This is a genomic window from Ectobacillus antri, assembly GCF_003852715.1.
GTDB classification, from domain to species: Bacteria; Bacillota; Bacilli; order Bacillales; family Bacillaceae_G; genus Ectobacillus; species Ectobacillus antri.
The window spans coordinates 47,402-72,969 of sequence record NZ_RIAV01000006.1 but is presented as its reverse complement, the minus strand read 5'-3'; the positions used below and the strand labels follow the sequence as shown (position 1 = coordinate 72,969).

The window sequence follows — 25,568 nt, the reverse complement described above, 5'->3', positions numbered from 1 at the left end:
TGTAATTACTTTTGTGTGAAAGAAAGGAGAAGCAATGATTAGTCAATCAACTTTATTTTTATTCATTTTATTAGCAGTTGGTTATCTCGCTAAAAATCAATCACTTATGGTTGCTGTAGGAGTACTTGTATTGCTGAAGTGGACATTTTGGGGAGATAAAATATTGCCTTATTTACAGCATAAGGGAATTAATCTCGGAGTTACAATTATTACAATTGCAGTGCTTGTTCCAATCGCAACAGGAGAAATTGGCTTTAAGCAACTTCTTGATGCGATGAAATCATATTATGCTTGGATTGCTCTTGCTTCGGGTATCGCGGTTGCTTTATTGGCAAAAGGGGGCGTCGTTTTACTTGCCAATGATCCTCATATTACAGCTGCGCTTGTATTTGGTACCATTTTAGCAGTTGCATTGTTTAATGGAGTTGCTGTTGGTCCGTTAATCGGGGCTGGAATCGCATATGCTGTTATGCATGTAATCCAACTCATAAAATAAGACAATTTTATAGTAATATAAATTTAATCAATTCTTTTCATTCACAAAAGTCTGATAATTAGTTATAATAACTATAGGCAAGTGTCCAATATGTATAAGTTTTACTGTTGAAGGAAAAGTAACAACTACATAAAATAATGTCTGCGTATTGTTTTATGTTTTGTTATTTTTCCTCAGGCACTGCCGCAGGGATTGGGGAATCTTTAAATAAGGGAGAGATGATCATGACGGTTATTAAAGGGCTTGAAGGGGTAGTAGCAACAACGTCGTCTGTTAGTTCCATCATTGACGATACTTTAACATACGTAGGCTATGAAATCGATGACTTAGCGGAAAACGCATCATTTGAAGAAGTTGTGTATTTGTTATGGCATCGCCAATTGCCAAATGCTGCTCAACTTACAGAATTAAAAACACAGTTGTCAGAGCATGCCGACGTGCCAGCCGGAATCTTAACATACTTACAAACTACGAATCTCACTACATCACATCCAATGTCTGTATTGCGTACAGCAGTTTCTATGTTGGCTCTGTATGATGAAGATGCTGAAGTAATGGATGAGAAGTCCAACTATTTGAAAGCGGTTAAATTACAGGCGAAGATTTCTACACTAGTCGCTGCTTATGCACGTATCCGTAAAGGATTAACGCCGGTAGCACCTGACAAAGAGCTTGGATATGCAGCTAATTTCTTATACATGTTGAACGATAGAAAGCCAAATGAGATAGAAATTGAAGCATTTGACAAAGCGCTTGTGTTACATGCAGATCATGAATTGAATGCTTCCACATTCACTGCACGTGTATGCGTTGCTACACTTTCTGATGTGTACTCCGGTATTACAGCTGCAATCGGTGCTTTAAAAGGTCCGTTGCATGGCGGTGCTAATGAAAATGTAATGAAGATGCTTATGGAAATCGGTGAAGTAGAGCATGTGGACGCTTATATTCAAAATGCATTAAACAATAAAGTGAAGATTATGGGATTTGGCCATCGTGTATACCGAAATGGAGATCCACGCGCGAAGCATTTAAAAGCGATGTCCGAACAATTAGGTATTATATCTGGTGAAAGAAAATGGTATGATATGTCTGTGAAGATTGAAGAGATTGTTACATCTTCAAAAGACCTTCCGCCAAATGTGGATTTCTACTCTGCTTCTATGTACCACTGCTTAGGAATTGAGCACGATTTATTTACGCCAATCTTTGCAGTAAGCCGTACATCCGGTTGGTTAGCTCATATTCTAGAGCAATATGAAAACAATCGCTTAATTCGTCCGCGTGCTGATTATACAGGCCCTACAGGTCAAAAGTACGTAGCAATCGAAGACAGAGCATAATTCACACTCTGAATTCTGATTATTCACCAAAAAGGGAATCGTAACAAAAATCGAAATGTATTGGAAACAAAAGAAGTTTTGCAGGGGATTTCAGAACTTCTTTTGTATCATACATATTTTCAAATGGGGGTAATGACATTGACTACAGGACAAAAAATCACAGTAACAGATAGCGTTTTAAACGTACCAAACAATCCAATCATTCCATTTATTGAAGGAGACGGCATTGGTCCTGACATTTGGGCTGCGGCTTCTCGTGTATTAGATGCAGCAGTAGAAAAGGCATATGACGGCGAAAAGAAAATTGTTTGGAAAGAAGTACTTGCTGGTGAAAAAGCATTCAACCAAACAGGCGAATGGTTACCGCAAGAAACTTTGAATGTAATTGATGAATATCTACTTGCTATCAAAGGACCTTTAACAACACCTGTTGGTGGCGGTATTCGTTCTTTAAACGTAGCGCTTCGCCAAGAGCTAGATTTGTATGTATGCTTGCGCCCAGTGCGTTACTTTGAAGGTGTACCTTCTCCGGTAAAACGCCCGCAAGATACGGATATGGTTATTTTCCGTGAAAATACAGAAGATATCTATGCAGGTATCGAGTATGAAAAAGGAAGCGAAGCTGCACAAAAATTATTGGCTTTCTTACAAAATGAAATGGGTGTAAAGAAAATTCGCTTCCCTGAGACATCTGGTCTTGGTATTAAGCCTGTTTCTGAGGAAGGAACAAAACGTTTGGTTCGCGCTGCAATTCAGTATGCAATTACGGAAAACCGTAAATCTGTAACACTGGTTCATAAAGGTAATATCATGAAGTTTACCGAAGGTGCATTTAAAAACTGGGGTTATGAAGTAGCTGAGCAAGAGTTTGGCGATAAAGTGTTCACATGGGCAGAATATGATCGCATTGTTGAGAAGCAAGGCAAGGATGCTGCAAACAAAGCACAAGCTGAGGCGGAAGCTGCAGGTAAAATCATCGTGAAAGATTCCATTGCTGATATCTTCTTACAACAAATTTTGACGCGTCCTCGTGAGTTTGATGTTGTGGCTACAATGAACCTAAACGGTGACTATATTTCCGATGCGTTGGCAGCGCAAGTAGGTGGCATCGGTATCGCGCCTGGAGCGAATATTAACTATGTAACGGGACACGCTATTTTTGAAGCAACACACGGTACAGCTCCTAAATACGCAGGTCTTGACAAAGTGAATCCTTCTTCTGTTATTCTTTCCGGCGTGTTAATGCTTGAGCATATGGGCTGGAATGAAGCAGCGAAGTTAGTAATGGACTCTATGGAGAAAACAATTTCTTCTAAAGTTGTAACATATGACTTTGCACGTTTGATGGAAGGCGCTACAGAAGTGAAGTGCTCTGAGTTTGCTAATGAACTAATTAAGAATATGGATGCAAAGCAGGTAGTAGAAAACGCGTAATCGTACAGGAGGAGAAATCATGACGATCAAACGTAAAAAAATTACTGTAGTCGGCGCAGGATTCACAGGAGCAACAACAGCATTTTTAGCTGCACAAAAAGAACTGGGGGATATTGTATTAATTGATATTCCACAACTTGAAAACCCAACAAAAGGGAAAGCGCTAGACATGTTAGAGGCAAGCCCTGTGCAAGGATTTGATGCGAATATTATCGGTACATCAGATTACGCAGACACAGCAGATTCAGATGTTGTCATCATCACAGCGGGGATTGCCCGCAAGCCTGGAATGAGTCGCGATGATTTAGTGGCAACAAATGCGAACATCATGAAAAGTGTCACAAAAGAAGTCGTCAAATATTCTCCAAACAGTGTGATTATCGTATTAACCAATCCAGTTGACGCAATGACATATACAGTATTTCAGGAGTCAGGCTTTCCGAAAGAACGTGTAATCGGGCAGTCTGGGGTTCTAGATACAGCTCGTTTCCGTACGTTCGTAGCGCAAGAATTGCAGTTATCTGTAAAAGATGTGACTGGGTTTGTGCTAGGGGGGCATGGTGATGACATGGTGCCGCTTGTGCGCTATTCTTATGCAGGTGGTATTCCGCTTGAAACATTGCTCCCAAAAGACCGCTTAGATGCCATTGTTGAGCGTACACGTAAAGGCGGCGGTGAAATTGTGAACCTGCTGGGCAACGGCAGTGCTTACTATGCACCAGCAGCGTCGCTAGTCGAGATGACAGAAGCTATTTTAAAAGATCAACGTCGTGTGCTTCCGGCAATTGCATACTTAGAAGGTGAGTATGGCTATAAGGACTTATATCTTGGTGTGCCAGTTATATTGGGCAAAAACGGGATTGAGAAAATTATAGAGCTTGAATTGCTTGAAGAAGAGAAAGTAGCGTTAGATCGTTCTGTAGAATCTGTGCGTAGTGTTATGAAAGTGTTAGTATAATATAGGGTTTTATTATAATTTGATGTGGATAATAAGCAAAGACTTTTAATAAAGCTCAATATAAAGAAAAAGATTCGGACGTGTCCGAATCTTTTTCCCTTATTACGGGATTATTTTCTTGCAATAATTTGAAAACGTTATCAAAAGTTGGGGGTGGACGGAAATGTTAAGGAAGAAATGCAAGCTGGGCCGAAAAATTGATGAAATTTCAGTCGGAGAGACGTTAACTGTTACGGAAAAAATTGAAGATAAAGATTTATTACTATACTTAGGATTAACAGACGATGCAAACCCATTATATATTCAACATGATTATGCTTCGCAAACCCCTTATAAGAGACCCATAGTGCCGAGTGTGATGCTCACAGGTATTATGCTAACTGCTATGACGAAATACTTGCCAGGACCGGGCAGTCATATTTTAAGGCAAGAATTAGAGTTTATTCAACCAGTGTATCACTATGAAACATTAATCTTCCAATTCGAAGTCGTTGCTGTTGATGTGCAAAACCATACCATTGAAGTACGAGTGCATGGTCAAAATGCAAATAAAGAATTGGTAATACGAGGATTAATAACAGTTGCGCCACCTTATCACCACAATGTAATGTGGGAAAGTGCGTTAGAAAATTTCTGATGTAGAGAACCTCGCTTGCAAAGCGAGGTTCTCTACATTTACTCCATAATTACGTGCAATTTAAATTGAGCATCCTGGTATTTTCTAGTATCATAAAATGGACAAGTTAAACAAACACTATATGGATGAAGCACGGTTTTACTTTATAACCTGGAGGAATACAATGAGCAATCGCATTTTAGTAGTAGATGACGAAGAATCCATTTTAACCTTAATTGAGTTTAATCTGCAGCAAGCTGGATTTGAGGTTGTAACTGCCATGGATGGCGAGGCAGCTTTAAAAGTTGCTTTAGCAGAGAGACCAGATTTAATCATTCTAGATTTAATGCTTCCTAAAATGGATGGAATGGAAGTTTGCAAAGAGCTGCGCTTGCAACGCGTTATGACTCCAATTTTGATGCTTACTGCAAAAGGTGATGAGTTTGATAAGGTTTTGGGGTTAGAACTTGGTGCAGACGATTATATGACAAAGCCATTCAGTCCACGAGAAGTTACGGCACGTGTGAAAGCGATTTTGCGAAGAACAAAACTTCATGAAGGAACGAGCATTGATAATAAAGAAGAGGGACGAATTGTAATTGGAGAATTAAAGGTATTGCCTGAGTACTTTGAAGCCTATTTTGGTGAAGAAAAGCTGGAATTAACACCAAAGGAGTTTGAATTATTAATTTATTTGGCCAAGCATAAAGGGCGTGTGTTAACAAGAGACCAACTCTTAAGTGCTGTTTGGAACTATGACTTTGCGGGCGATACACGTATTGTAGACGTTCATATCAGTCATTTACGCGATAAGATTGAAACAAACACCAAAAAACCAATATATATCAAAACCATTCGTGGGTTAGGTTATAAGCTGGAGGACCCGAAAATCAATGAGTAAGTTTCGCTCCAAACTGCTTTTTGCATTAATCTCTTTAATTGTTACAGTATTAGTTGGTCTAGGAGTTCTACTAGGGCAACTCTTTAAAGGTTTCTATTTAGATAATTTTAATAAGCGGATGGAAAAAGAGTTACAATATGTAGCTTCTGTGATGGAATGGGAAGGGATACGTTACTCTTTGTTTTATCCGGAAACGTTGAAGCGTATTGAAGATAAGTTACAAGTCAATCTAAGTTTGCTAGATGAATCTGGCGATGTTTTATATGATTCGAAAAATCGCATAGAATTACAAAACATACATGCAATTAAAGGGATTATTAATAAACTAGATAAGACTCCCGACGTGGTAGAAGCGAAGAGTGGAGATAAGCAAAGCTATTACTACGGCATTTTACTTCGAGATAAACACGATGATCGCGCTTATTTAATCTTGAATTTATCTGTCAGTTCCATTGCGGAAGTGGAAAAGAAAATATGGGGACTTCTTATTACAAATTTTCTAATTGCGTTTATTGTTATTATCTTTTTAGGAATTAAAATCACCACGCAATATACGCGTCCTATTGAAAATGTGGCAAAGGTTGCGATTGAATTAGCGAAAGGCAATTATAAAGCCCGTGCTTATGGAAGTAACGTTGATGAAACAGAGATACTCAGCAAAGCAATTAATGTGTTAGCACGTAATTTGCAAGAAATGACATCTGCCCAAGAAATGCAACAAGACAGGCTACATACTTTAATTGAAAATATGGGAAGCGGCATGATTTTAATAGATAGTCGTGGTCACATTAATTTGGTGAATCGTTCTTATAGGGAAATCTTCCGTGTGACAGATGAAGAGTATTTAAACAGCTTATACTATGAAGCGTTTGATCACAAGGAAGTTATTGGATTAGTTGAAGAGATTTTTATGACGGAAGTGAAGGTTCGCAAACAAATGCTCCTTCCTATTGGGATTGAACGTAAGCATTTTGAAGTATATGGTGCACCTATTATCGGAACCAATCATGAGTGGAAAGGAATTATTCTTGTATTTCATGATATCACAGAGCTTAAAAAACTTGAGCAAATGCGGAAAGATTTTCTGGCAAATGTATCGCATGAACTGAGAACGCCCATTACTTCTATTAAGGGATTTACAGAGACTTTGCTTGACGGAGCGATGGAGGACCGAAAATTCCGCGAACATTTTCTTTCCATCATCTTAAAAGAAAGTGATCGAATGCAGAGTCTAATTGAAGATTTGTTAGATTTATCAAGAATTGAACAACAAGGCTTTCAGATGAATATGGCAAAGGTTGATGTAAAGCAGCTAATTGAAGAGATAGCAGTCATTTTACAAGCCAAGGCTGTAGATAAAGAGATGAATTTACGTGTGATGATTCCAACGTCTATTACAGTAATGGGAGATGCGCATCGCTTAAAGCAAATCTTCATCAATCTTATTAACAATGCAATTCTATATACACCTTCTGGTGGAACCATAGAGGTGTCTGCAACTGAAGAGAAAAACAGAGTACGTATATGTGTGTCTGATACAGGAATTGGAATTAGTGAAGAGGAAATTCCTCGCATTTTTGAGCGGTTTTATCGAATTGATAAGGCACGTAGCCGTAATACAGGAGGAACAGGCCTAGGTCTATCTATTGTAAAACATTTGGTGGAAGCACATAATGGAGAGATCACGGTTCAAAGTACACCTGGAAAAGGAACAATGTTTACCATCATCTTAAAAAAATAGCAGAACAGAAAAAAGTAACCTCACAATAAATAGGAGGTTACTTTTTTACAAACATTTACGTTACATTAACACTATATCCATGTGTCATTAACATAACCCTGTTATTCTATTTATCGAAAACCCCTTCATCCAAGGAGTAGTTTTGGACGAGGATAGATCTCTTCTATCCTCGTCACTTCCCTTTTTTGTATACAAATTAACTCGTCTAACGTAACAACAACAGGAGACGGAAACGCAAGAATCAATTGTTACATGTACTCGCCCTTACTAGGCGCGTACTGTTTTTAGCACCCGATTAAAATTGCACGCCGCTCCTTTTTATTGCTTCTCTAAAAATGTTATCTCTCCATTTGCACTTATATGATGGGGTATATAGTTTTTTCTTTATGATTTATAATCAAAACCGTTATTTTCCTTCTATTATCAGGTCATGCTATGATATAGAGGCAGGTAACGGTTTTTTGTGTAAATAAAAACAGGTCAAATCTATAATAGAAAGGAACGGGGAAGATGAGTCAAAAAAAGGTTGTTTTAATTGACGGGAATAGCATTGCGTATCGTGCTTTTTTTGCATTACCGCTACTGAATAATGATAAAGGTATACATACAAATGCAATTTATGGTTTTACCATGATGCTAATGCGTATTTTAGAAGAAGAAAAACCAACCCATATGTTAGTGGCTTTTGATGCTGGTAAAACGACATTTCGTCATACTACATTCGGAGAATATAAAGGTGGTAGACAAAAAACACCGCCGGAGCTCTCGGAACAATTCCCATTTATTCACGAATTATTGGATGCGTTTCATATTCAGCGTTATGAGCTTGAGAATTATGAAGCAGATGATATTATCGGAACACTTGCAAAAGAGGCGGAGCGTGAAGGTGCGGAAGTAAAAATCATTTCAGGAGACCGTGATTTATTGCAGCTCGTTTCTGCAACGACTAAGGTTGCGATTACCCGCAAAGGTATCACTGAGGTAGATGAATACACACCGCAGACTTTGTTTGAGAAATATGAGCTTACTCCTTCGCAAATTATTGATATGAAGGGCTTAATGGGGGATGCATCAGACAATATTCCCGGTGTTCCTGGTGTCGGAGAAAAGACGGCGATTAAACTTTTGAAGGAATATGAAACCGTTGAAAAGCTATATGAGCATTTAGATCAAGTGAGCGGGAAAAAGCTAAAAGAAAAACTAGAAGCAAATAAAGAACAAGCCTTTATGAGCAAGGAGTTGGCAACGATTTATACAGAAGCTCCCATTTCCATACGCATCGAAGACTTGGTTTATGATGGATATGAAGCAGAGCATATTGCCCCCTTGTTCCAAAATCTTGGCTTCAATTCGTTGCTGGGAAAGTTAGATATACCGGAAGAACAAACAGACCTAGATGCGCTTTCTTTTGAACGAGTAGAAACCTTTAATAATGATGTGTTACGCCCAGGTGCTTTAATTGTAGAAGTGCAGGAGGACAATTACCATGGTGCGGCGATACAGGGGTTTGGTATTGCTAATGACACAGGTTGTTATTATGTGTCGGCTGAGCTAGGCTTGCAATCTGAAGAGTTTATCGCATGGCTCGGTGATGAAACAATTGAAAAGTCTGTATTTGATTTTAAACGAGCATTGGTTGCATTGCTGTGGAAAGGGTTATCGCTACGCGGCGTAAACTTTGATCTTTTAATAGCAGCATATCTACTTGATCCTGCCGATACAGATAAAGATTTTCGTTCTGTGGCGAAGATGAAGGGTACGCATACAGTTCAATCAGATGAAGAAGTTTATGGAAAAGGTGCGAAGCGTGCTGTACCTAGTGAAGACGTTTTGGCTGAACATATTGCTCGCAAAGCAAGCGTATTGTACAGCGTACAACAATCTTTTATTGATGAGCTGCGTGCGAATGAGCAATATGAACTATTAACAGAGTTAGAGTTGCCGCTTGCCCGCGTGCTTGGTCATATGGAATATACAGGTATTACAGTTGATAAAACTCGTCTAGAAGCAATGGGAGCAGAGCTTTCTACACGACTTCGTGAAATAGAAAAAGATATTCATGCATGTGCAGGTGAAACCTTCAATATTAATTCACCTAAGCAACTCGGTGTGATTTTATTTGAGAAGCTACAGCTTCCACCGGTGAAAAAAACGAAAACCGGTTATTCTACATCAGCTGATGTGCTAGAGAAGTTGGTAGACCAACATGAAATTGTAGAAAAGATTTTATTGTATCGTCAGCTCGGTAAGCTATATTCTACTTATATTGAAGGTCTATTGAAGGTGGTACGGGATGATACGTCTAAAATTCATACCCGCTTTAATCAAGTATTAACACAAACAGGACGTCTGAGTTCAACAGAACCTAATCTGCAGAACATTCCCATTCGTCTTGAGGAAGGGAGGAAAATTCGTCAGGCTTTTGTTCCTTCTAAGCCGGGATGGGTCATATTTGCAGCTGACTACTCGCAAATTGAACTTCGTGTACTTGCGCATATCGCAGGAGATGAAGGGTTGATCACAGCGTTCCGCAACGATCTAGATATTCATACAAAGACAGCTATGGATGTGTTCGGTGTGGCGCAAGAAGATGTGACTTCTAATATGAGAAGACAAGCAAAAGCTGTTAACTTCGGGATTGTATACGGCATTAGCGATTATGGTTTATCACAAAATCTAGGAATTACACGCAAAGCGGCAGCTGAGTTTATTGAGAAGTATTTGGAAAGCTTCCCGGGTGTAAAAGCGTATATGAGTGACAGCGTACAAGATGCGAAGGACAAAGGATATGTAACGACTTTATTAAAACGACGTCGTTATATACCGGAATTGACAAGTCGCAACTTTAACTTGCGCAGTTTTGCAGAACGAACAGCTATGAACACTCCAATTCAAGGAAGTGCAGCTGATATTATTAAAAAGGCAATGGTTGTGATGTTTGATACACTAAAGCGCGAGAAGATGAGAGCTCGGCTGTTACTTCAGGTACACGATGAGCTTATTTTCGAAGTACCAGAAGAAGAGATTGAGAAGATGCAAAGATTAGTCCCGGAAATTATGGAACATGCGGTGCAACTGGAAGTACCGTTAAAAGTAGACTATAATCACGGTGCAACTTGGTATGATGCAAAGTAAGGAGTGGAAGTATGCCTGAATTACCAGAAGTAGAAACTGTCAAACGAACGCTCGAGACACTGATTACAGGCAAAACCATTGAAGAGGTAATTGTTACGTACCCAAAACTTGTAAAAGAGCCGGATGATGCGGAGATATTCCGAAGACTTTTGCAAGGTGAATGTATTGTCGGTGTAGGGAGACGAGGGAAGTTTTTACTTATATATACAAATCAATATGCCATCGTGTCGCATTTGCGGATGGAGGGAAAATACCGACTGCATGATGCTGGTGATCCAGTTGATAAGCATACGCATGTACGCTTTCGGTTCACCGATGGCTCAGAGCTTCGTTACAACGATGTGCGTAAGTTCGGCACATTTCATTTGTTTCCGAAAGAGGAGGCTGCACTTCATCTTCCGCTTTCAGGACTCGGACCGGAACCGTCAGATGTGACTGCGGCGCATTTACAGATGCATTTAGGTAAAACAAATCGCAAAGTAAAAGTCGTTTTGCTGGATCAAACTGTGCTTGTTGGGCTCGGTAATATTTATGTAGATGAGGTATTGTATCGGTCGGGAATCCATCCAGAACGCCCTGGTTCTTCCCTTCAGGAGACCGAGATTGAAAAGATTCGAGAGGAAACGGTAAAAACGCTAAATGAGGCAGTTGAAAAAGGTGGCAGTACTATACGAACGTATATCAATTCGCAGGGGCAAATCGGTACCTTTCAGCAAAGTTTATTTGTATACGGACGTAAGGGAGAGCCATGCTGCGTGTGTGGCACACCGATTGTAAAGACCGTAGTGGGCGGTCGTGGCACCCATTATTGCCCAATATGTCAAAAATAACAGCTGCATGTTTCAGATATTATAAACAAAATTGAACAGTATCAGAAAAACACCAGAATTATGTCCTGGTGTTTTTCTTGCTATAGCTTCAACTTTAATCCCTCATGTGTTTCTTGAAACCCTAATCGCTCGTAAAACCTTAATGCATCTAGTCGCTATTCTAAATTCTATTTTTGTTTCCAATGAAATCCTCCTAATCAGAAAATGACTTATTTCTTTTATACTAATTGAATGTATGCTATCGGGTAAGTAGGAAGTTTTTATGAGATGTAAATTGCGCCCATCTTTTTTGAGACTACTGACAATAACATTGGGCGGGCCCTCTTCATATACATACAAAAGATGAATAGAAAGGAGGGTCTATTTCGTGTATCAATATGTTGCACTGATGATGTTAGCCTTCGCACTAAGTCTAGATAGTTGTAGCGTCGGTATGACTTATGGACTTAGAAAAGTGCGCATCTCGCTAAAATCCATCATCGTTATTTCTATTTGCTCTGCTGCAGTAATGTTTGTGTCTATGGGAATTGGACAATTTGTTCAAACTATTTTTTCGGCTGAAGTGGCAAAGCGAATTGGTGGTCTAGTATTGATTGGAATTGGCGCATGGGTGCTCTATCAGTTTTTTGCAGAGGATAAAAAAGAAGAGAAGTTAGATGAGAAAACTTTATGGAATCTAGAGATCCAATCTCTCGGCATCGTGATTCAAATTTTACGAAAGCCAATTGTCGCAGATTTTGATAATTCCGGTACCATTTCGGGTATTGAAGCTGTTATGCTTGGACTTGCGCTGTCGTTAGACTCATTTGGAGCTGGCATCGGTGCGTCATTACTAGGCTACCCACCACTCATTATGGCCGCTTTAGTAGCAATTATGAGTTTCGTGTTTTTGTCTCTTGGCTTAAAAATGGGGCAATGGTTTTCTGCATTACAATGGATGCAGAAGTTGACTTTTCTTCCAGGTGTTTTGCTCATTATTATGGGAATATGGAAAATGTAAAAAGTGCGGAGCGTGGGCTTCGCACTTTTTACAGGTATAGAGAGAGGCGGAAAAGAAATTGATAACACGTTACATCATACTATGTAAGAAGTAGAAATCATTTTATTAACAAATACAGATTTTTTGTACTCATTTTATTTATGGGCCGTCTATACAAGCGTAGTCCTCTTTTCTTAGTTATAATAAGGTTGTGTTAAAGCGTAATGTTGATAATGGGCTTGTAGGTAGGAGTGAGAAGGGGAAAAATTCTACGGAAAGTGAACCGCTGCAGCAGAATTTCACATAGAGCTTTAACACAGCCAATAATAAACGAAAAGGAAGGATTACAATGACGGTCGTAATCGGTTTGACAGGAGGAATTGCTAGCGGAAAGAGTACGGTTGCTAAGATGTTTCGGGCACACAGCATTCCAGTGATTGATGCGGATGAAATTGCTAAGGCTGTGGTAGTGCAAGGAACATCTACATATAAGAACATTGTACAAGCGTTCGGCAAACAGGTGCTGCAAGAAGATGGAGACATAGACCGTGCAAAGCTTGGTGCTATTATTTTTAACGATGAACAGCAGCGAAATACATTGAATCAGATTGTGCATCCTGTCGTGCGAAAGGAAATGCTCATGCAGCGAGATCAATACATAAAAGAGGGAGTAAGTGCAGTAGTTTTGGATATTCCCCTTTTATATGAAAGTAATTTAATGTATTTAGTTGAAAAAGTACTTGTTGTTTGGGTGGATCAGCAGACACAATTACAGCGATTAATGAAGCGAAATAATTTTTTGCAAGAAGAAGCACGAGCTCGAATTCATTCGCAAATGTCTTTGGAAAAGAAGAAGGAAATGGCGGATTATATTATTGATAATACAGGTTCGATTGAGGATACAGAAGCCCAAATAAGATGCATTTTACAAGAATGGGGCTTGTAAAATAATAAATTTTTGAAATTGATGAAATTGTTTAGTGATTTATCCTCTTTTTGTGCTATACTATTAGTGGGGATGGAGAGAAATAGTATAACGTAATCAAGGGGGATTAACTTATATGACTCGAGTGGCAATTAACGGATTTGGACGTATTGGAAGAATGGTGTTTCGTCAGGCGATAAAAGAAAACGAATTCGAAATTGTGGCAATCAACGCGAGCTATCCATCGGAAACATTGGCTCATCTGATTAAATACGACACAGTTCACGGTAAATTTGAAGGAACTGTCGAAGCGTTTGAAGATTATCTGCTTGTAGACGGAAAAATGATTCGTCTTCTGAACAATCGCAATCCGCAAGAATTGCCTTGGAATACAATGGGTGTCGATGTTGTAATTGAAGCAACAGGGAAATTCAACTCCAAGGATAAAGCTATGCTACACCTAGAAGCTGGGGCCAAGAAAGTCATTTTAACAGCGCCAGGTAAAAATGAAGATGTAACCATTGTAATGGGGGTAAATGATGCACAATTGGATATTACAAAGCATGATGTAATTTCTAACGCATCTTGTACAACAAACTGTCTAGCGCCGGTTGTAAAGGTACTTGACGAAAGATTTGGCATTGATAATGGTTTAATGACGACTGTTCACGCGTATACAAATGATCAAAAAAATATAGATAATCCGCATAAAGATTTACGCCGTGCAAGAGCATGTGCGCAATCCATTATTCCTACTACAACGGGAGCTGCGAAAGCGCTTTCTAAAGTACTTCCGCACCTGGCAGGTAAGTTGCATGGTATGGCGCTACGTGTTCCAACGCCAAATGTTTCTTTAGTAGATCTTGTTGTGGATGTAAAAAGAGATGTGACATTAGAAGAGGTAAATGCAGCTTTTGCTATCGCTGCACAAGGATCGATGAAGGGGATTGTCGCATATTGCGATGAGCCGCTTGTCTCTGTAGATTTTAATACAAATACGCATTCTGCCATTATTGATAGCTTATCCACAATGGTCATCGGCTCTCGTAAAATTAAAGTATTGGCTTGGTACGACAATGAGTGGGGTTACTCTCGTCGTGTTGTAGAATTGACAGCTCTTGTTTCAAAAGAATTGGCAAAGCAAAATGTACAGCATATTTAATATGCTACGTCATAAAAAGCCTGCACGTAAGGTGCAGGCTTTTTGCTTTAAGTCAGATTTGACAACCTGAAAGAGTGAAAATTTCAAATGATTCATTATATAAAGTATCTCTTGTACAGCGTTGATCACGATTAGTGACCGTAAATATTTATTGACATTTTGAAAAAAATAAAAAGACTTGTTGCAAAATGAAATTAAACAAAGTATACTATCTTTCGTAAACAAAACATGCCGATAAAGTAGCTTACTTAAAGGGTTAGGACCTCTTTGGACTAACTTTCCCCCGTGGTAGCCAAACGTATCAATGGTGTGTTCGTTTAAGTAAAACCGAATTCTAAGGGGGAAATAAAATGCACACTATGGACACTATGGGCCGCCATGTTATTGCTGAACTATGGGGCTGCGATTTTGACAAACTGAACGATATGCCTTTTATTGAACAACTATTTGTAGATGCTGCGCTAAAATCAGGAGCGGAAGTTCGTGAGGTTGCGTTTCACAAATTTGCACCGCAGGGTGTGAGTGGAGTTGTTATTATCTCTGAGTCTCACTTAACAATTCACAGTTTCCCTGAGCACGGTTATGCGAGCATTGATGTATATACTTGCGGAGATCGTATTGACCCAAATGTAGCTGCTGACTATATTGCTGAGGGTTTAAATGCAAAAACAAGAGAAAGTATTGAATTACCACGCGGAACAGGCAGCTTCGAAATTAAGAAGCGTGACGCAAAAGCACTTTAAAAAAATAGATATTTGCTTTAAAATGAAAAGAGGTGTATATACACCTCTTTTCATTTATTTTTAAGAGAGTAAGGAGACTTGTATGAGCCTTATCGCAAATATTAAACAATTTTTCACAACACAAGCAGAAACGGCAGATACGCACCGTATAGAGGGATTGCGTACTCGCTATTATAAAACGAATACTATAGCTGCTGTAAAAGCAGTTGAAGAGCTGTTGAAGACTGTACCGCATTGTAATGTGACGTCTGTACAAACGGAGCGAGGCGAAGTTAGTGCAGTACTGAAGGGAAAAGTAAAGGCACATGTTGTTGCTACAATTGTAACGATACGACCATTTGAAACAGCTGTGGACTTTATGGTATATACGGAAACGGTATTACCAAGTGATTTTGGCTTTAGTAGACGTACAATAGAAGAACTTTACAAACAATTGGATAAAAAGCTCATTTTTGCTGGGACAAGTTTGGCACAAAAGTTGTAATATATGAGATAAGGAGTGAGGGATTTGCGTTGTCCGTCTTGTTTTCATAGTGGTACAAGGGTATTAGACTCTCGTCCTGTGGATGACAGCCGTTCTATTCGAAGACGAAGAGAGTGTGAGAGCTGTTTGCATCGATTTACAACATTTGAGCGAGTTGAGGAAACTCCACTTATTATTGTTAAAAAGGAAGGCATACGGGAAGAATTTAGCAAGGATAAAATTTTGCGTGGATTGATTAGAGCATGTGAAAAGCGTCCTGTTGCACTGAAGCAATTGGAAGAAGTAACGCAGTCAATTGAACGGGAACTGCGTAATTTAGGAACGCCTGAAGTAAAAAGTGAAATTGTGGGCGAAATGGTTATGGAACAACTTCGTGAAATTGATGAAGTAGCCTATGTACGCTTTGCATCTGTATACAGGCAGTTTAAGGACTTACAAGTATTTATTGATGAGCTTAAGGATATTTTACAAAAAGAGCGGAAGTAGAGGAGCTTGAGGCTTAGGCTGTCGGCTCTTTTTTGTACAATCCGAGAGACGGAAGGAATGTAACTATGGAGCGACAATCATGGATGGAATTATTGCCTGTTGACCGATATAAGGTATGTGCAGCCGGACTGTTGCATGCGTATGACCGAAAAGTTTTAACAATGTTGTATCAGCCACTCATTGGTGCTCGTGCGTTTAGTCTATATATGACATTATGGTGCGAAGTAGAGCAAGGAACAAAAGAGGCAGGACATCATATGCTAATGGTGAGTACAGGCATGCAGCTTCCAGATATCTATCAAGAGCGCACTAAGCTTGAGGCTCTGGGGTTGTTAAAGGTATACGTAAAACGAGAAGATGATGTGAGACGATTTGTGTATGAATTGTATCCGCCTCTTACGCCGCGTCAGTTTTTTGCGGAAATTGTATTAAACATATTTTTATATAACCGTTTAGGAAAAAGTAAGTATAATCAAGTCAAGCAATACTTTAGTGAAGAAGAAGAAGATCTTTCCTCCTATAAAGAGGTCACATATGCGTTCAACGATGTTTTTCAACCAATTGCCTCCGCACAAATGGCGCAACTCCAGGAAGAACTTGCTACGCCAGAGGGATATCGTGTGGCAGGAGCTATAGAAGGGAATGCCATTTCCATCAGCAATGATTTCTTTGATTACAAATTATTTGTCGAAGGTCTGTCTCCCCTTATTCCCAAGAAAGCACTTACCGCAAAAGTAAAGGATTGTATTGTTACGTTAGCCTACATATATGGTATTGATCCGATTTCAATGCAAAATTTAGTACTTGGGGCAGTAACGGAGCAGAACATAATTGAGTTAGAAACTCTTCGGAAAAATGCACGTGATTGGTATCAATTTGAGCAAGGAAGCGCTTTGCCAACATTAATAGAAAGAACCCAGCCCTTGCAGCAACGCACGATGCATACAAAAGAGCCCGTAGGTCAGGAAGAATTGCTTATCAAACATTTGGAAGAGCTTTCTCCCCGTCAGCTGCTTGTGGAAATTGCAGGGGGCGCACAGCCAACTGTCGCTGATTTGAAGGTGATAGAAGAGGTAATGACGAAGCAAAAGCTTTTGCCGGGAGTTGTGAACGTTTTGATTCATTATGTGATGTTGCGAACGGATATGAAGCTTACGAAATCTTATGTAGAAAGAATTGCAGGGCATTGGGCACGCAAAAAGGTGAAAACTGTAAAAGATGCAATGGAACTTGCGAAAGAGGAACATCGCCAATATCAGCAATGGGCTGAGGGGAAGAAACAAAGCAAGCGTACAACTAGAAAAGAAATGCTTCCTACTTGGATGGAGCAAACAACAGAGGCGTCTTCGCCAACAGTAGACCTAAACGTGGAAGAACAAAGAAAGCAACTTGAAGCAGCATTGCAAAAGTATAAGAAAGAGTAAACAGTGTTGGAGGTGAGATAATGGAACGAATTCAAAACGCATTTGGACAGTTGATTCAGCGAGAGGGATTTAAAGAGCGATACGAAGCGTTAAAGCAAGAGGTTATGTCTCATCCGCGTGTACAAGAGTTTGTAAATACACATGAAGAGGTTACTTCTTCTATGATGGAGCGCAGTTTGATGAAGCTGTATGAATATATTGGGCAGAGTGTTTCATGTGAAGATTGTCCTAACTTGGATGGTTGTAAAAATATGATTCAAGGTTATCATCCGCATTTGGTTATACAGGGAAAAACGATTGATATCCAGTATGATCGTTGTCCACGAAAGGTTGCTTATGATGAGCGGAAGAAGCAACAGTCTTTAATTCAAAGTGTGTATATACCAAGAGAGATTTTAGAGGCGAATATGGCGACTGTGGATTTAGGAGATCCGCAGCGTTTTCCAGCGATTTTGGCAGCAGAACATTTTTTAGAAGAATATGAGCCTGGTAAACGTGTACAGGGCATTTATTTTTATGGTGCCTTTGGCGTAGGGAAAACGTATATTTTGGGTGCCATTGCAAACGCTTTGGCAGAACGTCAGGTTTCTTCGATGTTAATATATTTACCAGAGTTTTTACGAGAGATGAAAGGGTCCATCCAGGATAATTCCATCGGTGATAAACTGGATGCAGTCAAGCGTGTGCCTGTTTTAATGATTGATGATATAGGCGCAGAAGGGATGTCTAGCTTTGTACGTGATGATATTTTAGGTACCATCCTACAGTTTCGCATGCTAGAAAACTTACCAACCTTTTTTACATCTAATTTTGATTTCAAAGGCTTGGAGCATCATTTAACGTACACCCAGCGCGGTGAAGAAGAGAAAATGAAAGCGGCACGTATTATGGAACGCATTAAATATCTGGCAAAGCCTGTGGAAGTGTTAGGTGGCAATCGTCGTGTATGAGGAGAACATATTTTTGTTCTCCTTTTGTTTTTTATCATCCCTCCCTTATCATTTTTTCGATAAACCTTCCATATACATAGGATAGGGGGATAAGGGGGGAGAAATTTGATTGAAATCCGCTTTGAAGAAACAAGTGATGCAAAAATATTGTACGAGCAGATGAAAGCGAAAAGCTTCTACATAGATATGGTTTTGCGGGAACAATCCATAATTGTATCTTTGGCGGCGGACACGCAAGATTTTCTTGTACGTGAACTCGTAGAATTCATTGTCAAAACAAAGGAAATGAAATGGATGGATGAAATTTTAGCGCAATCTTTTTTTTACAGCGATGAAGAGGAGCGAAACCACATTTTACATATTGCGGATGAACTCATACGAGAAAGCAATACAGTGTGGTCTCACAAACCAAAGCATGATTGTTATCAGCTACTTCATGCGTCACTACAGGATATTATTCAGGCTGATCTTTCTTTTTCGTTTGCGTCGTATGTCCGCTTTCGTCTGCGTGTTTATTTTGCTGAGCTCCATCGTTTCGTGGAGATGGCAATTGATGAGTATAAGCTGGAACAAGAATATCAATCCTTTGTAGAAGCATTGAGACAACAGTTAGGATCGCGTAAATCTCGTTTGTCTTGTTTGCATCTTGTGTTTCATGACAGCTTTGTTTTTTATGACGATAAAGGCCACCGTTTAAATCAGGAGCGATTGGTCAAGTATATAGATAGCAATATACTTAAAGACCAAGATTTGTACGTAGATACAAATGTTATCGCACCTCTTTTGTCTATTGCGCCTAAAATCATTCATTTGTATACAGCGCACACTGATCACAACATGGTTGTTACGATTCGGAATGTGTTTCAGGAGCGGGTCAAGCTATATACAGTGGGAGAGTTTGAAAAGATGCGACAGAATTTATAAATGGTATCTTGCATTTCTTTCATGTTCGACATATAATTACGTACATAATACAGGAACAAGTACTGATGAGGACATGAACTTCTTTTTACGATTCGCAGAGAGGGAAGCCTTGGGCTGGGAGCTTCCTAATACGAAAAAGTTGTTTACCCCCTCTGAACTTCAGCAGTGAACAATGCAGTAATTGCTGACGGCAAACACCGTTATGACGTCTTGAGCAAAGGATGTTTTATATCTTTTGGAACAAGGGTGGAACCACGAATACAACACTCGTCCCTTTTTGGGGAGGAGTGTTTTTATTTTGAGTTTTTACGGTTAAGTAATCGTGAATCTCATAAAGCCTACATTTTAAAGGAGTGAACAACATGTTGAAAATTACTTTCCCGGATGGTGCAATAAAGGAATTCGCGCCTGGCACAACAACAGAAGACATTGCTGCATCCATCAGCCCTGGTCTAAAGAAAAAAGCAATCGCTGGTAAAATTAATGATACATTTTTAGATTTAAAAACACCGATTCAACAAGATGGTGCTATTTCAATCATTACTTTAGATTCCAAAGAGGGTGCAGATATTATGCGCCACTCTACTGCTCATGTATTGGCACAAGCGTTAAAACGCCTTTATCCTGGGGTAAAGCTGGGAATTGGTCCAGTGATCGAAAACGGCTTTTACTATGACGTAGATATGGAAGAATCCATCACAGCAGAAGACCTTCCTAAAATTGAAAAAGAAATGGAACGTATTGTAAAGGAAAACATTGAGATTGTACGCAAAGAAGTAAGCCGGGAAGAAGCGCTTGCGCGTTACGAAGAAATTGGCGATGAATTAAAGCTTGAGTTAATTAACGAATTACCTGCAGATGAAATCATCACAATTTATGAACAAGGTGAATTCTTCGACCTATGCCGCGGTGTGCATTTGCCGTCTACAGGTAAAATTAAAGCCTTTAAACTATTGAGTGTTGCGGGTGCTTACTGGCGCGGTGACAGTGACAACAAAATGCTACAGCGTATCTACGGTACAGCTTTTGCAAAAAAAGAAGAGCTTGATGAGCATCTACGTTTGCTACAGGAAGCAAAAGAGCGTGATCACCGTAAACTTGGTAAAGAATTGAAGTTATTTACCAACTCTCAAAAAGTTGGACAAGGGTTACCGTTATGGTTGCCAAAGGGTTCTACAATCCGCCGCATTATTGAACGTTATATTGTCGATAAAGAAGCAAGCCTTGGCTACGATCATGTATATACGCCGGTACTTGGAAGTGTGGATCTCTATAAAACATCTGGCCACTGGGATCATTATCGCGATGGTATGTTCCCGCCGATGGAAATGGATAACGAACAACTTGTGCTTCGCCCGATGAACTGCCCGCATCATATGATGGTGTACAAGCATGATATCCACAGTTACCGTGAATTGCCAATTCGTATTGCCGAGCTTGGTACAATGCATCGCTATGAAATGTCAGGCGCGCTTTCTGGTTTGCAGCGTGTGCGCGGGATGACACTGAATGATGCACACATCTTTGTACGCCCGGATCAAATTAAAGAAGAATTTATCCGCGTGGTGCGTTTGGTGCAGGAAGTATACAAAGATTTTGGTTTGGAAAATTACTCCTTCCGTCTTTCTTACCGCGACCCAGAAGATAAAGAGAAGTACTATGATGATGATGCGATGTGGAACAAAGCGCAAAGCATGCTGAAGGAAGCAATGGATGACATGGAGCTGGAATATTATGAGGCAGAAGGTGAAGCTGCATTCTATGGTCCAAAACTTGACGTACAGGTTCGTACAGCGCTTGGCAAGGATGAAACGCTGTCTACTGTTCAGCTTGATTTCTTATTGCCAGAGCGTTTTGATTTAACATATATCGGTGAAGACGGCAAACCGCATCGTCCGGTTGTTATTCATCGTGGTGTTGTATCAACAATGGAGCGTTTTATTGCATTCCTAATTGAAGAGTACAAAGGTGCATTCCCAACATGGTTGGCGCCTGTACAAGTACAGGTTATCCCAGTTTCACCACAAGTTCATTTAGAGTATGCGAAAAAGGTCCAAGAAGACTTGCAGCGTGTTGGTGTTCGGGTGGAAGTAGATACACGCGACGAGAAAATTGGCTACAAAATTCGTGAAGCGCAAATGCAAAAGATTCCATACATGCTAGTGGTAGGTGACAACGAGGTTGCTGAAAATGGCGTAAATGTTCGCAAATATGGTGAGCAAAAATCTGAAACAATGGCGTTTACTGCTTTTGCAGAGCGAATTGCAGCAGAAATCAAACGGTAAGAAATAGAGCCGCAGGTGTTCTGCGGCTTGTTTTTATAAAACGAGAAAGCAAATGTCTGCTCTAATGTGTACATGTCATTCACCTGAATGGTACTTGTATGTATAGCGTTTTAAAAAAACTATTGCTATCTCTTACGTTGTCTGTTACAATGTTTTTTGTGTCACTTGCATATTATGCTTTCTTGACATATCATCATGACTTATGATATAGTTTTCAAGGACAAATGAAATACGAACTTGTGAAAGAAGGAGCACCCCGCTTCTCACCCAAACGACGCCGCTTTGGTAGTTACTGGGTTTGATGATTAACGTAACCACAACAGTTACAGTGCGGGTGTATTATGTACATCGGCACTTTTTTATTGTGCTCGGGGCCCTCACAAACGTATTCCCATTAAACCTTGGAGGTGGCTTATTATTAGCAAGGACATGATGATTAATGAGCAAATTCGCGCTCGCGAAGTTCGTCTCGTTGGACCAAACGGTGATCAGCTTGGAATTAAATCCCGTCAAGAAGCGTTGGAAATAGCCGGTAACGTAAATCTTGATCTTGTAATGGTTGCACCAACTGCGAAACCGCCTGTGTGCCGCATTATGGACTACGGCAAGTTCCGCTTTGAGCAACAGAAAAAAGAAAAAGAAATGCGTAAAAACCAAAAGGTAATTACGATGAAAGAAGTTCGTCTTAGCCCTACAATTGATGAACATGACTTCAACACAAAGCTTCGTAATGCCATTAAGTTTTTGGAAAAAGGCGACAAAGTTAAAGCGTCTATTCGTTTCAAAGGTCGTGCCATCACGCATAAAGAAATCGGACAGCGCGTATTGGATCGCTTCTCTGAAGCTTGTAAAGAAGTAAGTACAGTGGAATCCTCTCCGAAAATGGAAGGAAGAAGCATGTTCTTAGTTTTAGCACCAAAAAACGATAAATAATCAATAGAGGAGGATACCTTCATGCCTAAACAAAAAACACACCGCGGCGCTGCAAAGCGTTTCAAAAGAACAGGATCTGGTAAGCTTAAGCGTTCTCACGCTTATACAAGCCATTTATTCGCTAACAAATCTACAAAAGCTAAGCGTAAACTTCGCAAAGCTGGCGTAGTAAGCACAGGCGACTTCAAACGCATTCGTCAAATGCTTTACAGCATCTAATTTCGGTTTATTATAGATTATCTAGGAGGTAAGGAATATGCCAAGAGTAAAAGGCGGTACAGTTACTCGTAAACGTCGTAAAAAGGTTTTAAAATTAGCTAAAGGTTTCTACGGTTCTAAACATACATTATACAAAGTTGCTAACCAACAAGTAATGAAGTCCCTAATGTACGCATTCCGTGACCGTCGTCAAAAGAAACGTGACTTCCGTAAATTATGGATCACTCGTATCAACGCAGCTGCACGTATGAACGGTCTTTCTTACAGCCGTTTAATGCACGGTTTGAAGCTTGCTGGTATCGAAGTGAACCGCAAAATGCTTGCAGACCTTGCTATCACTGATGCGAACGCATTCGCTCAATTAGCAACTGCTGCAAAAAACAGCCTAAACAAGTAATAGCGTAAGCCTTGGCGCATAGCCAAGGCTTTTTATTGTACATGGTGACAATTGAAGAATAGATTGAAAGGGATAGAGGAATTTTCCTTTGTTTTTTTTCGTTTAACATATACAATACATAAGGTATAGATAAAAAGAATTGTGTTTGCAAAGGAACGATGGAGGAGGAACCGTGTATGGATTTACTGCATCTCTTTAAACTACAAAAAGAACTAGATGAGCGTATTCTACAAGAGCATAATCTAGAGCCTAAAACATTATTAAAAGAAAAAATGCTAGCCCTTCTGGTAGAGGTGGGAGAGCTTGCAAATGAGACGCGCTGCTTTAAATATTGGAGCAATAAGCCAGCTTCTGAGCGTAGCGTCATTTTGGAGGAGTATGTAGATGGCTTGCATTTTATCTTATCCATTGGTATCGACCTCGGTGTAGATAAAAATTTCTTATTTTATAAATGCTGTCAATCCAACAAAACGGTTGTACAAATTTTCTTAGATGTTTATAGCAAGGTCATTCGCTTTCACGATCAGCCTTCCATCACAAATTACATTGAATTGTTTACAAGCTATCTACGTTTGGGACAGGCTCTGGAATTTGATGAGGAAGATATTGAAAGAGCCTATTTAGAAAAAAATGAGGTAAATCACGAACGTCAAACACAAGGATATTAAAGACTATTTGGAATATTAGCCCCTCCTTTTGTATAATAGAAGAGATACATACAAAAGGAGGGGTATTTTTGGATGCTACATTGAATATGTTAAAAGCGCTGACAGATGCAAAAGGTATCGCCGGCAATGAACGTGAGCCGCGCGAGGTTATGCGCACATATATCGCACCTTACGCTGATGAAATCACAACAGATAACCTAGGAAGCTTAGTAGCCAAAAAAGTTGGAGATGTGAATGGACCAAAAATCATGGTTGCGGGTCATTTAGATGAAGTCGGCTTTATGATTACATCGATTGATAATAAAGGTTTCCTACGCTTTCAAACTGTAGGTGGCTGGTGGTCACAGGTTATGCTCGCACAGCGCGTAACAATTTCCACACGCAATGGCGATATCACAGGTATTATTGGTTCTAAACCGCCTCATATCTTGCCGGTGGAAGCGCGTAAAAAACCGGTTGATATTAAGGATATGTTTATTGATATTGGTGCTTCTAGCAAGGAAGAAGCGATGGAGTGGGGCGTAAGACCAGGGGATCAAGTTGTACCGTATTTTGAATTCCAAGTAATGAAAAACGAGAAGATGCTCCTTGCAAAGGCTTGGGACAACCGTATCGGTTGTGCAATTGCAATTGACGTTCTAAAGCAATTAAAAGATGAAGCGCATCCAAATATTGTGTACGGTGTAGGTACGGTGCAAGAAGAAGTTGGCTTACGCGGCGCAAAAACGTCGGCGAACTTTATTCAACCTGATATCGCATTTGCAGTAGATGTCGGTATTGCAGGGGACACACCTGGTATTTCTGAAAAAGAAGCGGCATGCAAAATGGGCAAAGGTCCACAAATTATTCTATATGATGCATCTATTGTTTCTCATAAAGGTTTGCGTGATTTTGTAGTAAGCGTGGCAGACGAATTAAATATTCCGTATCAGTACGATTCCATCGCAGGTGGCGGTACAGATGCAGGTGCTATTCATATTTCTATGAACGGTGTCCCTGCTATGTCAATCACAATTGCAACGCGTTATATCCACTCTCATGCTGCAATGCTTCATCGTGACGATTACGAAAATACTGTAAAACTCATTGTATCTGTTATTAAGCGTTTGGATAAGGAAACAGTACATAATATTACATTTGATTAATGTAAAGATATTCTCTTGAAAAAGAATACTTTTTCATTCTTAGCCCAAAAAGATGTACGGAAGTGCCGTACATCTTTTTTTCTGTTTATCCCTTTTTCAAACCGTTTTCTAATGTAGACAACATTTCTTGCTTTTCGGTAGCATCCGCATGCTGCCAAATCACTTCAAATAATACGCCAAGACCAGGCAACATCTTTTCCTCACCGCTTGAAATTGCATCTACAATTGTTGCTTTCAATTCTTGTTGAGAGTTGCCGCTTACGTTTGCTAGCACAGCACCGCGCAAATTGAAGCTCATTACAAACACCTCTTTCCTCAGGATGAAGATAGTTTTAGATGTTTTAGGTGTAATTATGTATGAAAAATAGGCTATAATGAAAAGGTGTAAAG

General features: G+C 39.8%; 25 protein-coding genes, 1 pseudogene and 1 other annotated feature. Of the genes and pseudogenes, 24 read left to right on the top strand and 2 right to left on the bottom strand.

The window, feature by feature from the left end; all coding sequences use genetic code 11:
• Positions 1-34 precede the first annotated feature (34 nt).
• From EEJ45_RS08075 to mutM, 9 genes are all read left to right on the top strand, one after another.
• Entirely contained in the window at positions 35-496 is a 462-nt protein-coding gene (locus EEJ45_RS08075; protein WP_124564303.1) for a DUF441 domain-containing protein, read from the top strand.
• Between the two features lie 191 nt (positions 497-687).
• A complete protein-coding gene (citZ, locus tag EEJ45_RS08070; protein ID WP_187695353.1) occupies positions 688-1,839 on the top strand; it encodes a citrate synthase in 1,152 nt (383 codons plus the stop codon).
• Positions 1,840-1,977: 138 nt separating this feature from the next.
• Complete coding sequence (gene icd / locus EEJ45_RS08065; RefSeq protein WP_124564301.1) at positions 1,978-3,273, top strand: NADP-dependent isocitrate dehydrogenase; 1,296 nt, start codon at positions 1,978-1,980, stop codon at positions 3,271-3,273.
• Between the two features lie 19 nt (positions 3,274-3,292).
• Positions 3,293-4,231, top strand: a complete 939-nt coding sequence (gene mdh, locus EEJ45_RS08060) for a malate dehydrogenase (protein WP_124564300.1) — start codon at positions 3,293-3,295, stop codon at positions 4,229-4,231.
• Positions 4,232-4,394: 163 nt separating this feature from the next.
• Positions 4,395-4,868, top strand: a complete 474-nt coding sequence (locus EEJ45_RS08055; protein ID WP_124564299.1) for a MaoC family dehydratase — start codon at positions 4,395-4,397, stop codon at positions 4,866-4,868.
• Positions 4,869-5,031: 163 nt separating this feature from the next.
• Positions 5,032-5,748, top strand: coding sequence for a response regulator transcription factor (locus EEJ45_RS08050; RefSeq protein ID WP_124564298.1), 717 nt, complete (start codon positions 5,032-5,034; stop codon positions 5,746-5,748).
• Positions 5,741-7,489: a two-component system histidine kinase PnpS gene (gene pnpS, locus EEJ45_RS08045; RefSeq protein WP_124564297.1), complete on the top strand. Its 1,749-nt coding sequence runs from the start codon at positions 5,741-5,743 to the stop codon at positions 7,487-7,489. Before EEJ45_RS08050 ends, pnpS begins: the two co-directional genes overlap by 8 nt.
• Positions 7,490-7,999: 510 nt before the next feature.
• Entirely contained in the window at positions 8,000-10,624 is a 2,625-nt protein-coding gene (polA, locus tag EEJ45_RS08040) for a DNA polymerase I (RefSeq protein ID WP_124564296.1), read from the top strand.
• Between the two features lie 11 nt (positions 10,625-10,635).
• Positions 10,636-11,454, top strand: coding sequence for a DNA-formamidopyrimidine glycosylase (mutM, locus tag EEJ45_RS08035; protein WP_124564295.1), 819 nt, complete (start codon positions 10,636-10,638; stop codon positions 11,452-11,454).
• A gap of 80 nt (positions 11,455-11,534) precedes the next feature.
• Here the strand turns inward: mutM and EEJ45_RS18680 are convergent.
• A pseudogene (locus tag EEJ45_RS18680) lies at positions 11,535-11,609 on the bottom strand (GNAT family N-acetyltransferase); the annotation flags it as partial.
• A gap of 212 nt (positions 11,610-11,821) precedes the next feature.
• Here EEJ45_RS18680 and ytaF point away from each other — a divergent pair.
• The 15 genes from ytaF (at position 11,822) to EEJ45_RS07955 (ending at position 25,178) form a co-directional block, all read left to right on the top strand.
• The gene (ytaF, locus tag EEJ45_RS08025) at positions 11,822-12,454 is read left to right on the top strand and encodes a sporulation membrane protein YtaF (protein ID WP_124564294.1); all 633 of its coding nucleotides are present in this window, start codon (positions 11,822-11,824) and stop codon (positions 12,452-12,454) included.
• A gap of 328 nt (positions 12,455-12,782) precedes the next feature.
• Positions 12,783-13,379 carry a dephospho-CoA kinase gene (gene coaE / locus EEJ45_RS08020; protein ID WP_124564293.1) on the top strand — a complete coding sequence of 199 codons (597 nt, stop codon included), beginning with the start codon at positions 12,783-12,785 and terminating at the stop codon, positions 13,377-13,379.
• 115 nt (positions 13,380-13,494) lie between these two features.
• On the top strand, positions 13,495-14,520 hold the full coding sequence (locus EEJ45_RS08015; protein ID WP_124564292.1) for a glyceraldehyde-3-phosphate dehydrogenase: 1,026 nt from the start codon (positions 13,495-13,497) through the stop codon (positions 14,518-14,520).
• A 359-nt stretch (positions 14,521-14,879) separates the two neighbouring features.
• The gene (gene speD, locus EEJ45_RS08010) at positions 14,880-15,263 is read left to right on the top strand and encodes an adenosylmethionine decarboxylase (RefSeq protein ID WP_187695352.1); all 384 of its coding nucleotides are present in this window, start codon (positions 14,880-14,882) and stop codon (positions 15,261-15,263) included.
• An 82-nt stretch (positions 15,264-15,345) separates the two neighbouring features.
• Complete coding sequence (locus EEJ45_RS08005; RefSeq protein WP_124564290.1) at positions 15,346-15,747, top strand: cytosolic protein; 402 nt, start codon at positions 15,346-15,348, stop codon at positions 15,745-15,747.
• Between the two features lie 24 nt (positions 15,748-15,771).
• Entirely contained in the window at positions 15,772-16,233 is a 462-nt protein-coding gene (gene nrdR / locus EEJ45_RS08000) for a transcriptional regulator NrdR (protein ID WP_124564289.1), read from the top strand.
• A 65-nt stretch (positions 16,234-16,298) separates the two neighbouring features.
• Positions 16,299-17,657, top strand: a complete 1,359-nt coding sequence (locus EEJ45_RS07995; protein ID WP_124564288.1) for a replication initiation and membrane attachment family protein — start codon at positions 16,299-16,301, stop codon at positions 17,655-17,657.
• Between the two features lie 20 nt (positions 17,658-17,677).
• Positions 17,678-18,607, top strand: a complete 930-nt coding sequence (gene dnaI / locus EEJ45_RS07990) for a primosomal protein DnaI (RefSeq protein ID WP_124564287.1) — start codon at positions 17,678-17,680, stop codon at positions 18,605-18,607.
• Between the two features lie 105 nt (positions 18,608-18,712).
• Positions 18,713-19,531 (top strand): putative sporulation protein YtxC, encoded by an 819-nt coding sequence (ytxC, locus tag EEJ45_RS07985; RefSeq protein WP_124564286.1) that lies wholly within the window; start codon positions 18,713-18,715, stop codon positions 19,529-19,531.
• Between the two features lie 53 nt (positions 19,532-19,584).
• Positions 19,585-19,809, top strand: a binding site (T-box leader).
• A 75-nt stretch (positions 19,810-19,884) separates the two neighbouring features.
• Positions 19,885-21,816, top strand: coding sequence for a threonine--tRNA ligase (thrS, locus tag EEJ45_RS07980; protein WP_124564285.1), 1,932 nt, complete (start codon positions 19,885-19,887; stop codon positions 21,814-21,816).
• Between the two features lie 429 nt (positions 21,817-22,245).
• Positions 22,246-22,749 carry a translation initiation factor IF-3 gene (gene infC, locus EEJ45_RS07975; RefSeq protein ID WP_124564284.1) on the top strand — a complete coding sequence of 168 codons (504 nt, stop codon included), beginning with the start codon at positions 22,246-22,248 and terminating at the stop codon, positions 22,747-22,749.
• Between the two features lie 21 nt (positions 22,750-22,770).
• Positions 22,771-22,968: a 50S ribosomal protein L35 gene (gene rpmI / locus EEJ45_RS07970; protein ID WP_124564283.1), complete on the top strand. Its 198-nt coding sequence runs from the start codon at positions 22,771-22,773 to the stop codon at positions 22,966-22,968.
• Positions 22,969-23,005: 37 nt separating this feature from the next.
• Complete coding sequence (gene rplT / locus EEJ45_RS07965) at positions 23,006-23,365, top strand: 50S ribosomal protein L20 (protein ID WP_124564282.1); 360 nt, start codon at positions 23,006-23,008, stop codon at positions 23,363-23,365.
• 176 nt (positions 23,366-23,541) lie between these two features.
• Complete coding sequence (locus tag EEJ45_RS07960; RefSeq protein ID WP_124564281.1) at positions 23,542-24,033, top strand: dUTP diphosphatase; 492 nt, start codon at positions 23,542-23,544, stop codon at positions 24,031-24,033.
• Positions 24,034-24,119: 86 nt separating this feature from the next.
• Positions 24,120-25,178, top strand: a complete 1,059-nt coding sequence (locus EEJ45_RS07955) for a M42 family metallopeptidase (RefSeq protein ID WP_124564428.1) — start codon at positions 24,120-24,122, stop codon at positions 25,176-25,178.
• A gap of 85 nt (positions 25,179-25,263) precedes the next feature.
• Here the strand turns inward: EEJ45_RS07955 and sspI are convergent, their stop codons facing one another.
• Complete coding sequence (gene sspI, locus EEJ45_RS07950; RefSeq protein WP_124564280.1) at positions 25,264-25,476, bottom strand: small acid-soluble spore protein SspI; 213 nt, start codon at positions 25,474-25,476, stop codon at positions 25,264-25,266.
• Positions 25,477-25,568: the final 92 nt, after the last annotated feature.

Bases quoted from the DNA above. Each gene is read 5' to 3' on its own strand.
- speD (WP_187695352.1), top strand. From the start codon at position 14,880: ATGGACACTATGGGCCGCCATGTTATTGCTGAACTATGGGGCTGCGAT.
- EEJ45_RS08075 (WP_124564303.1), top strand. From the start codon at position 35: ATGATTAGTCAATCAACTTTATTTTTATTCATTTTATTAGCAGTTGGT.
- EEJ45_RS08015 (WP_124564292.1), top strand. From the start codon at position 13,495: ATGACTCGAGTGGCAATTAACGGATTTGGACGTATTGGAAGAATGGTG.
- EEJ45_RS07995 (WP_124564288.1), top strand. From the start codon at position 16,299: ATGGAGCGACAATCATGGATGGAATTATTGCCTGTTGACCGATATAAG.
- dnaI (WP_124564287.1), top strand. From the start codon at position 17,678: ATGGAACGAATTCAAAACGCATTTGGACAGTTGATTCAGCGAGAGGGA.
- rplT (WP_124564282.1), top strand. From the start codon at position 23,006: ATGCCAAGAGTAAAAGGCGGTACAGTTACTCGTAAACGTCGTAAAAAG.
- polA (WP_124564296.1), top strand. From the start codon at position 8,000: ATGAGTCAAAAAAAGGTTGTTTTAATTGACGGGAATAGCATTGCGTAT.
- rpmI (WP_124564283.1), top strand. From the start codon at position 22,771: ATGCCTAAACAAAAAACACACCGCGGCGCTGCAAAGCGTTTCAAAAGA.
- mutM (WP_124564295.1), top strand. From the start codon at position 10,636: ATGCCTGAATTACCAGAAGTAGAAACTGTCAAACGAACGCTCGAGACA.
- EEJ45_RS08055 (WP_124564299.1), top strand. From the start codon at position 4,395: ATGTTAAGGAAGAAATGCAAGCTGGGCCGAAAAATTGATGAAATTTCA.
- EEJ45_RS08005 (WP_124564290.1), top strand. From the start codon at position 15,346: ATGAGCCTTATCGCAAATATTAAACAATTTTTCACAACACAAGCAGAA.
- EEJ45_RS08050 (WP_124564298.1), top strand. From the start codon at position 5,032: ATGAGCAATCGCATTTTAGTAGTAGATGACGAAGAATCCATTTTAACC.
- coaE (WP_124564293.1), top strand. From the start codon at position 12,783: ATGACGGTCGTAATCGGTTTGACAGGAGGAATTGCTAGCGGAAAGAGT.
- pnpS (WP_124564297.1), top strand. From the start codon at position 5,741: ATGAGTAAGTTTCGCTCCAAACTGCTTTTTGCATTAATCTCTTTAATT.
- sspI (WP_124564280.1), bottom strand. From the start codon at position 25,476: ATGAGCTTCAATTTGCGCGGTGCTGTGCTAGCAAACGTAAGCGGCAAC.
- EEJ45_RS07955 (WP_124564428.1), top strand. From the start codon at position 24,120: ATGTTAAAAGCGCTGACAGATGCAAAAGGTATCGCCGGCAATGAACGT.
- infC (WP_124564284.1), top strand. From the start codon at position 22,246: ATGATGATTAATGAGCAAATTCGCGCTCGCGAAGTTCGTCTCGTTGGA.
- EEJ45_RS07960 (WP_124564281.1), top strand. From the start codon at position 23,542: ATGGATTTACTGCATCTCTTTAAACTACAAAAAGAACTAGATGAGCGT.
- mdh (WP_124564300.1), top strand. From the start codon at position 3,293: ATGACGATCAAACGTAAAAAAATTACTGTAGTCGGCGCAGGATTCACA.